The organism is Paenibacillus sp. F024, assembly GCF_057814255.1.
The window spans coordinates 1-9,422 of record NZ_JBVASZ010000064.1 but is presented as its reverse complement, the minus strand read 5'-3'; the positions used below and the strand labels follow the sequence as shown (position 1 = coordinate 9,422).

The window sequence follows — 9,422 nt, the reverse complement described above, 5'->3', positions numbered from 1 at the left end:
CATAGTAGAGCGACCTCCTGGATGATGGGTTTTTTGAGGCTATGACCTCGTGCGCAACCCCATCGTACCGAGGCGCTCGTTTTTTTGCAAAGATCAAATTATTCGTTCTACAGGAATTCTAACGGGATGAGACTTTTAAAGAGCAAGCCTTAATAGATCGTTCCATGCAAAACGAACTCCTGTCTATGGACAGGAGTTCGTCCATAACTACAAGGAGAGAGACAATTCATGCATTTTCATATTTCCGGAGTGTTGGACTTTAAGCAAGTAAGAAACAGTGCAATCCAGATCATTATTGTATTGCTGATAGCATTTGCGGTAGACAAATTTATCGGACTTCCTGAAAGCATAAGATTGTTTGTGTATCTGGCACCGTTTGTATTACATTTATTATTGTCCTTCTTCATGAAGAAGAAAGAGTCTTGGTTACTCGGAGGTATTTTGGGTACGTTGGTTTCAATGGCAGTTATCGTTGTTGTGCTGCTTGCTTCATAAACTTGTCAAATAAAACTATAAAACATCGTTTTTATTCCAATGGCCATGTGATATGTTAAGAATAAGGTGAAAGAACAACATTGTTTACGTACTGGAGGTTGTTGTGAAATTATCTGTCGATCTTTTCAACTACCATCGTCGAAAGTGGATTTTCACGCTAATTGCACTTATTCTCGGAGCTGTTGGAATTGTTGCCTATGTTAATGCAAGCGCGATTGATAGATATCGTGTGTATCTTGATCAAACCTATATTGGTTCTGTAAGCAATCAAGAAATAGTACAAGAATGGATCAAAAAGAAAGAACAAGCTTTATCCGCGCAATTCCCGCATGCCAGCATGAAGCTGCAAGGCGGGCAAGTCCGGTTTGAATTGGAGAGAACGATCCGAAAGGATTATGATAATAACCTTGTCATTACCGAACTGGAAAAACGTTTGACGCCAGCTGCAGTAGGTGTTGAAATACGTATAGGCGGCAAAGCCATCGGGGTTGTCAAGGATTATGATACAGCCCAGGCTTTACTTGAAGGGATTAAACGTAAATATCACCCAGATACATTAAATGCGAATGAAGTGCGTTCGCTTTCCGCGGCGGATAATGACGATAAGACAGGCAAACCTGTTTTAGAATCGCTTCAGTTTGTACAAGAAGTGAGTTTGCAAAAAACGGTAACATCACCGGATAAAATCAGTGCGGTTGATCAAATTCGCAGCACATTGGAAACAGGCGGGGTAGAACCGGTGAAGTATACGGTACAAGAAGGAGACTGTGTCTCTTGTATTGCGAAAAAGTTTAATATACCTTTGGCCCTTCTTTATAAAAACAATCCTTGGATTCAAGATGATTTTATTAATATCGGGGATGTATTGGATTTGACGGTATCCAAACCAATTCTCTCGGTGCAATCGTTGGAAAAGCGTACGGATACATTAACCATTCCCCGTGGTACACAAGTTCAGAACGATCCGTCTATGAGAGTCGGCGTTTCCCAGGTAGTCCAGGAAGGAAAAGACGGTATCAAGCAAATTACATACCGTCTGACAAAAATCAATGGTGAGCTGGTGGAGGAAGTACCTGAGAATGAGGTTGTGCTTGAAGAACCAGTCGATAAAATCGTGCGACAGGGCACGAAAGTGATTCCTGGTAACGGGACAGGCAAGTTTGTTTGGCCTATAGTTTCGCCGAAACTGACAAGCGAGTTTGGAAAACGTTGGGGTAAGCTGCATGCCGGAGCCGATGCAGTTTCGTCCAATCGTTCTATTCTAGCTTCTGATCGTGGTAAAGTCGCTTTTGCAGGGGAAAAATCCGGGTACGGAAACTGCATCATTATAGATCACCAAAACGGATATCAAACCTTATACGCCCATTTAAGTAAGATTGAGGTGAAAAGCGGACAAACGGTTGAAAAGGGCGAAAAGATCGGCGTCATGGGAAGCACAGGGAATTCAACCGGCATCCATCTTCACTTTGAAATTCGAAAAAACGGTACGCAGCAAAACCCTTTGAAATATTTGAATCGATAAACGGAGGAATAAGCAATGGCTATGTTACTTAAAAGTCGACAATTCAAACAAACATTTTGGTTAACCCTGCTCTCTTTGTTTCTTTCCTTGATTCTTTCGGTTAGCGTTACGGCTCACACAGGACTTGAAGCTTCTAATCCAAAAGATGGAGAAGAGATTACTACCGAATTAAAGGAAATTTCGTTGACCTTTGCCGGTAAGGTGGAAAACTTGAGCACGTTTAAGCTCTTGGACAGCAGCAATCAAAATGTAGACGTAACGGATATACAAATAAAAGAAAAAACGATGTCGGGGAAATTGGCCCAACCTTTAGCGAATGGAAGCTATCAGGTTCAATGGACGATTGTCGGAGAAGACGGTCATCCGATTAAGGGGCAGTTTTCTTTCAATGTAAATGTACCGGAAAGCAAACAGCCCGTGGCAGAACCGGCAAAACAACCTAAAACGCCGCCTCAAACACCAACGGAACCAGAGCAAAAACAACCGGATACGACGACTGCCCCGGCGACGCCACAGTCCAGCGGGGGCAATACCGGACAGATAGATCACCCTGAAGATACAGCACCGTCTTCTAACACAGTCGTGTACTTGCTTGGAGCCCTTGCGATCTTGGTTGCCATCTCACTGGTTGTCTTAACCAGGAGGAAGAAATAATTGATTTATGTTCTTTCTGAAGCCTTGCTCTATGTCTGTTTCGCTTTGTTAACAGGAGCATGTGTGCTTGCGATCGTTCCGGAACGGAAGAAGCCTATCATTCAGATGTCCGATACGATATTAACGTGGGCAGTACTCGGAATCGTCGTGTTATCATCGGTGCAGGTTATCAAGCTTATAATATTTTTTCGAGTTAACTTGGGGTATGAGATCGGATATATTACGTTCACAGTCCTTAGCGACTATAAAATCGGCAATGCATGGTTTGTTACAATATTTGCGGCGATGGGAATCTTGTATTTTCTGGGCTTAAAGCCCGATTCCAAAATGTTGAGCTATAAATGGATAGGTATCTCCGTCTTTAATTTTTTCTTGGTTTTGGCCATGGGGTGGGCGAGTCATTCAGCAACTGTCCATGAATGGATTGGTTTTGCCGCACATACATTACATTTTTTAGCTGCAATTGTATGGATCGGGGTCATGCTGGTCATCGGTTGGTTCGTTAAGGAGGTTGTTCACTGGACAGCCTTCCTGCGTTGGTTTACGCCGTTAGCCATTGGGTGTGTCTTGGTTACAATAGCTGCCGGCCTGTTGCTGATGAGCAAAGTAACCCCCAATTATTTAAACTCTTGGATATCATCTTATGGCCAGGCCATGTTGATAAAACATTTGCTGATTGTTCCTATATTAGGATTGGCGTTACTAAATACGTTCCTGTTCCGCAAAGTTGCCTCCAATCCTTTACCTTGGTTGAAAACGGAAGGCATATTCGTTGTTGTTCTCTTTGCGGTTACGGCCTTTATGGGCCAGCAATCTCCTGTGCATGAAGATCTTGAGGAATTTATAAAAGAGGTGGGGCCGTCGCCTCTGTTCTTGTCTGTGGCGGGAAATGATTTGAAGCAAGTCATTCCGCTTTCATTTTCTCCTGATGCTTTAAGTATAACTCTCTTTCTTATAGCGGTTCTTGGATTATACATCGGTTTATATATGGCTTGGAAAAAACAAAGAACCCTTTGGTCGTTGGCAGCTTCAGCGTTCTTTGTAGTATGCGGATACCTCTCATTGATGTTCGCCGTAGCATAGAACACCACCATGTATTAATTTATAAACAATCTCGCATGAGATTGTTTTTTTGTTGACAACCAGCAAAAATTTAACAATAATTATACATGAATAAATTCTCATATAATAAAATAATCTATTTGAAGGTGATGGAATTGCAACGTGAATATGATGTGGTTGTAATTGGTGCCGGTCAGGCTGGACTCGCGGCGGGTTATTATTTGAAGAAAAATAATTACAGTTTTGTTGTTCTAGATAAAGGGACTTGCGTCGGGGATAGTTGGAGAAATCGTTATGATTCATTGGTTTTGTTTACTCCCCGCTGGTACAGTTCTTTGCCAGGGTTAAACTTAAAAGGCGATCCCAATGGGTATGCAGGTAAAGATGAAATTGCAGATTATCTAGAATACTACGCAGAATATTTTTCAATACCGGTTCAAATGAATACGGAAATTATCCTCTTGGAACAAACATCTACTGGATTTAGAGTAATGACAAATCAGGGCCAATATACAGCCAAGCATATTATTGTCGCAACAGGTCCTTTCCAGAAACCGATTATTCCCAAGATGGCTGAATATCTAAGTAATGATATTTTCCAAGTCCACAGTTCTTCCTACATAAATCCTTCTCAATTAAAAGAAGGAGAAGTTCTTGTGATTGGAGCTGGAAATTCAGGCGCACAAATCGCAGTCGAGCTTGCGAAAGAACGAGAAGTAATACTATCTGTCGGTCACAAAATGAAATTCCTTCCCCTTGAGTTTTTTGGTAAAAGTATTTTTGAGTGGTTCAAAAAGCTGGGAATTCTAAGTGCAAGTATCGATTCTAAGCTTGGAAGATGGATCAGTAAGCAGTATGATCCGATTTTTGGATATGAGCTAAAAAAATGTATTGAGAATGGCGAAGTCGTTCTAAAACCGAGAACGTACAAGATGACAGAGGATGTCGCTTTATTTGAAGATAAAAGCTCGGTTCAAGTGAAGAATATAATCTGGGCCACTGGATTTACTTCTGACTATAACTGGATCGATATAAATAAGGCATTCGATGATAAAGGAAAACCGATTCATCAGAGAGGTAAAAGCTCCATTCGTGGACTTTTTTTCCTTGGGTTACCTTGGCAATACCGTAGAGGTTCAGCTTTGATAGGTGGAGTTGCTGAAGATGCTCGGTATGTAGTGGATGCGGTTAAACTCCCTTAGTCTGGACACTGCACCTCTTATTCATTTCATCCCATAATGCTCCGAATTGCTCGTTATTACCCGGTATTTATTAGACCTTAACCTCAATCGGCTTTACGGAACCTGCTTTCAAAGCTGCTCTGTACTCATAGGGCGACAGATCATAAATGCTGCCATGTATGCGATTTTGGTTGTATTCTTGAATGAATTCACTCACAATTTCATAGGCCTGCGGATACGTTTCAAATTCATTGCGCTGGTAGCACTCTTGTTTAAGGATTGCATGAAACGCTTCAATATGTGCATTTTTGTTCGGTGTCTTTGGAGGAATGCGCTCATGTGTCATTTTGAACTCCGCACAAGCCTCTTCGAAGCGGTGGCTTATAAACTGTGGGCCGTTATCTGAGCGAGTGATCGGCTTGGCCTCTTGACTGAAGAGCTGTCGCTTCATGAGCGCTTCCTGTGTGATCTGCACGAGATCTTTTGCTTCACAGGTCAAGCCAATGTGGTAGGAAATGATCGTCCGGTCAAACACGTCAATAATGCACATCAGGAAGAAGAAGCGTTGTTCGCCGGCAATCCAGCCATACTTAATGTCCGTCTCTCACAGCTCATTGGACGTGGTTAAGACGCGGTTATTCGCGAATCGTCTCGGATGCTTCAACTTTAACTGCCGCTGTGGACGAAGCACCTCGAGATGCTTACACAGCCGGTAAACCTTCTTTTTGTTTATTACCAGCTCATGTCTGCGTCTAAGCAGTACTGTTAGCTTTCGATAGCCGTAGACCGATCCTTCTCCGGACAGGAACTCCATAATCCATTCCTGAATCTGTTCGTCACTTACTGGTTTCCCAGCTTGTGTATACGATAAATCAGGTACGGGACGGCCTTTTCTGTGGATTGCGCCTTGCTGGTGGCTCGACTTTGGAAGATGTGCATAATACGTCGATCGTTCCACTTCCAGCACACGCAGCACCTGACATACCGAGTGTCCTTCACCGATGTATTTCTGAGCAATCTCTATTTTATCCTTAAGTGAGGGTTCGTTTTTTTTAGTAGGTCTTTGAGAATCTCACGCTCCAGTGCTTACTCGGCATAGAGTTTCTTCATGCGCTCGAGTTCTTTCTCAAGCTGGGCGTAATCTTCTGCTGTTGGTACGTACTTTGGTTGTTTTTTACCATCACCATCTAATTGATCTATGTCCTTGCGTTTCAACTCTCTGGCCCAACGCAACACCATCTTGGGATCCAGCTCATGCTGCCGGGCCACCGCTGTCATGTTCCCGATCTCAAGCCCTTTACTCACTATGCTTTTCTTGAAGTTTAGATCGTACTGATTTCTCATCATCCTGTTCCCCTCCGGCTACTTTTATTGTATCGGAATAAGGGGTTGACTGTCCAAGTTCAAAAAGGGGCTAAAGAGGATGAATTGATGAAGGAAGATATATGGGAGTGATCCAAGAATTGAATGTAATACCAGTTTTTCTTGATGGAGCCACATCGAGAAGACATTGGTGAGTTATGATGAACGTGAAACAGCTCCGTATTTGCTGAGAATCGTAGGTTAAAATGGAAAGTAAGGAAACCAACCATTTCAGAGCTACTAAGCAAAAGGAGCTGTTAGTATGCAGTCTACCACAAAATTCATTGGTTTAGATGTCTCAAAGGAAAAAATTGCTGTTGCCGTTGCTGAAGCAGGTCGAGAAGAGCCCAGATGGTACGGTACGATTCCACATACCGCTGAGGCGCTTCGAAAATTGATTAAACAACTGGGAGATAAAGAAACGCTGGCCTTTTGTTATGAAGCCGGACCAACCGGCTATGAAGCCTATCGGTGGATTACGTCGATGGGGGCACAATGTTGTGTAATCGCACCTACACTGATTCCCAAGCGTGCAGGGGATCGCATTAAAACGGATCGCCGTGATGCGCTGCAGTTGGCGCGGCTATTTCGTGCCGGGGAGCTGACATCTATTTACGTCCCAACTCGTGAGGATGAAGCACTGCGCGATCTGATTCGAGCACGATCTGATGCAAGGGAGGACTTACATCGTGCCAGACAGCGATTAATCAAGTTTTTGTTGCGTCACCAAATCCATCCTCCCGTCACGATCAAACGACGCTGGACGCAGAAGCACCGGAATTGGCTGGACACGCTCAAGTTTGAAACGCAACCCGCCCATCAAGCCATGTGGAAAGAATACAAATATGCTGTCCATGAGGCTGAACAACGGCAGAAACGACTGGAGTCTGCCATCATGGAAGAAGCGTCGAAAGGAGCAAAAGCGTCGGTCATTCATGTCTTGCAATCGTTACGTGGAATTGCCCTGTTAACCGCCGTTACGATTGCGGCAGAAATTGGAAGTTTCGAGCGATTCCGATCTCCTGCGCAACTGATGGCGTATCTGGGATTGGTGCCCCGGGAGCACTCCTCGGGTCAAACTGTACGGCGGGGATCAATGACAAAAGCAGGGAATTCCCACTTACGCAGAGCCATCGTTGAAGCTTCCTGGAGTTACCGTTATAGCCCAGCCGTCAAAGGAGAATTAGCAGAACGACTGGATGGACAGTCCGCCGAAGTTCAAGCAATATCGTGGAAAGCGCAAGAACGCCTACATGGCAAGTATAAGCGGTTGGTTTATGGGAAAGGAAGGCCTGCGAATGTAGCAATCGGCGCTGTAGCACGGGAACTGACAGGATTCATCTGGGCCGTTGCGCGCACATTAGAGGATGCTTGAATGTTAGAGGAAGCGAAGCCCCCTTCCGTCCCCCGCTGGGGGATACGCAGGAGGCGTTGCCCCCTGCACTCCCACACTCGCCGTGTGGCGTCTCACCCGCAAAACGGGGTGAGGGAATTGAAAGTGTCGGTAAAATTAATCCACTTGTCAAGGAGTTCGCTTGACAAGCTCCCGTTAGAGCATTGAACCCGAAGGCAAAGGACAGGTATAAGGGAGAACCCGCGGTTTGACGCTGCATCAGGATGAAATCTTTCCTGAAATGCGAAGTGAGTTAGCGGCAGCCCCTTTGACGTAGGCTTACCATGTGGTACCCAACCCACGGATAGCAGTGTGCCAACCGTCGCTCACATTTTGCCTTCGTGCTCAGTGCTCTAGCAGATCAAATACGGGGACTTGACAAGTCACGTTCATAGCAGCGTCAAATAGCCCCCACCTAGCAGTCAGATGGGAGCGAATGTATGATGGATAAAGATTAGGTGAGGCGACAAGAGTCCGGAAGCGACGGGGACCACGGCATAAAGGGCTCCAGTGCCTGAGGATCCAACGGATTGGCAAGCTGCGGCAGTTGCTCGAACAGGTACATGAGTTACCGGAACGGATGCAGCCCGTTTTCTTTCGCCGTCTCGATCACGCTGTAGATCGCTGCGCTGGCCGCAGCACCTCTGGGCGTGTTGGCGAACAGCCAATTTTTACGCCCGATCACAAACGGCTTGATTGAACGCTCGCTGCGGTTGTTATCGATCCCCAGCCGCCCGTCCTTCAGGAATGCCGTAAGCTTTTCCCATTGGTTCAAGCTGTAAGCAATCGCCTGGCCGATCAGGCTTTTTGGCATCGTCCGGGATTTTTGTTGGCGCAGCCACGCATAGTAAGCATCCAGCACCGGACGGCTTCGCTCTGCGCGTGCCTGGTGACGTTCTTCCGGCGCTGCTTTCAGCGCTTCATCATATTTGCGCCGCGCATGCGCCCAGCACCCCACCAGCGTGACGCCCGTCACCTTGTGGTAACCCGGATAACCATCGACATGCAGATAGCCGTTGAAGCCCGAGAGGAAGTTCCGCGGATGCTCCCCGCCTCGCGTCCGCTGGTAGTCATAGACCACGGCGGGCTGTGCGTCACGCCCTGTCCGATACAACCACAAATACGAGGCGGATTCTGCCGACTTCCCCGGCTCTCGCAGCACCTGCAACGTCGTCTCGTCCGCATGCAGCATATCTTGCTTCAGCAAGTACGCCTTCATTACCGCCACTACCGGTATCAGCCACTGCTCCGCGCCGTAGATCATCCAGTTTGCCATCGTTTGCCTCGACAGGATGTACCCTAAGCGGGCAAACTGCTGCTCTTGCCGATGCAGCGGCAGGCTGTCCACGTATTTCTGGCACATCACATACGCCAAAATGGACGGCGAGGCCAGACTGCCCGGATACACCGGTTTGGGCATCGGCGCGGTGATGATTGGCGTCTGCAGTTCGTTACGTTCACAGTGGCGACAGGCGTACACCTGCCGCACATGCCGAATGACCTTCACTTGCGGAGGCACGATGCCGATTTCGCTGCGCGTTTCCGTACTCATTTCATGTAGTGATCCGCCGCAGCACTGGCAGATTTGCTCTCCTTCTTTCAGCGTGTACGTCACCGTTTCAACCTGCAGTTTGGACAGATCCGCCTCGCGCTTGCCGTTTGTTTTGCGGCGTTCGTAGGTGACCTTCTCCATTTCAGGTTCTTGCCCCTGGGGCGTGGCCAGCACTTCGGCCTCATTAAACAGGTTCAGTTC

General features: G+C 46.3%; 9 protein-coding genes and 1 pseudogene. 6 read left to right on the top strand and 4 right to left on the bottom strand.

The genetic code is table 11. The features are described from left to right. The first annotated feature begins 228 nt into the window (after window positions 1–228). The 5 genes from ACZYR9_RS26700 (at window position 229) to ACZYR9_RS26680 (ending at window position 4,935) form a co-directional block, all read left to right on the top strand. A complete protein-coding gene (locus ACZYR9_RS26700) occupies window positions 229–495 on the top strand; it encodes a hypothetical protein (protein WP_141336063.1) in 267 nt (88 codons plus the stop codon). A 103-nt stretch (window positions 496–598) separates the two neighbouring features. After that, entirely contained in the window at window positions 599–2,017 is a 1,419-nt protein-coding gene (locus tag ACZYR9_RS26695) for a peptidoglycan DD-metalloendopeptidase family protein (protein ID WP_141336062.1), read from the top strand. Between the two features lie 21 nt (window positions 2,018–2,038). Then, window positions 2,039–2,671: a copper resistance CopC family protein gene (locus ACZYR9_RS26690; protein WP_488981418.1), complete on the top strand. Its 633-nt coding sequence runs from the start codon at window positions 2,039–2,041 to the stop codon at window positions 2,669–2,671. Next, the gene (locus tag ACZYR9_RS26685) at window positions 2,672–3,754 is read left to right on the top strand and encodes a copper resistance D family protein (RefSeq protein WP_141336060.1); all 1,083 of its coding nucleotides are present in this window, start codon (window positions 2,672–2,674) and stop codon (window positions 3,752–3,754) included. A 134-nt stretch (window positions 3,755–3,888) separates the two neighbouring features. Beyond that, on the top strand, window positions 3,889–4,935 hold the full coding sequence (locus ACZYR9_RS26680; protein WP_488981419.1) for a flavin-containing monooxygenase: 1,047 nt from the start codon (window positions 3,889–3,891) through the stop codon (window positions 4,933–4,935). Between the two features lie 70 nt (window positions 4,936–5,005). On the opposite strand, the gene ACZYR9_RS26675 is transcribed toward ACZYR9_RS26680, so the two are convergent. The 3 genes from ACZYR9_RS26675 to ACZYR9_RS26665 form a co-directional block, all read right to left on the bottom strand. After that, a complete protein-coding gene (locus ACZYR9_RS26675; protein ID WP_141336059.1) occupies window positions 5,006–5,509 on the bottom strand; it encodes an integrase core domain-containing protein in 504 nt (167 codons plus the stop codon). Between the two features lie 9 nt (window positions 5,510–5,518). Further along, window positions 5,519–5,881, bottom strand: coding sequence for an IS3 family transposase (locus ACZYR9_RS26670; RefSeq protein ID WP_488981417.1), 363 nt, complete (start codon window positions 5,879–5,881; stop codon window positions 5,519–5,521). Between the two features lie 119 nt (window positions 5,882–6,000). After that, window positions 6,001–6,261, bottom strand: coding sequence for a transposase (locus ACZYR9_RS26665; protein WP_141336057.1), 261 nt, complete (start codon window positions 6,259–6,261; stop codon window positions 6,001–6,003). A gap of 277 nt (window positions 6,262–6,538) precedes the next feature. Between ACZYR9_RS26665 and ACZYR9_RS26660 the strand changes: the two genes are divergently transcribed. Then, the gene (locus ACZYR9_RS26660; protein WP_488981416.1) at window positions 6,539–7,651 is read left to right on the top strand and encodes an IS110 family RNA-guided transposase; all 1,113 of its coding nucleotides are present in this window, start codon (window positions 6,539–6,541) and stop codon (window positions 7,649–7,651) included. Window positions 7,652–8,123: 472 nt separating this feature from the next. On the opposite strand, the pseudogene tnpC reads toward ACZYR9_RS26660, so the two are convergent. Next, a pseudogene (gene tnpC / locus ACZYR9_RS26655) lies at window positions 8,124–9,422 on the bottom strand (IS66 family transposase); the annotation flags it as partial.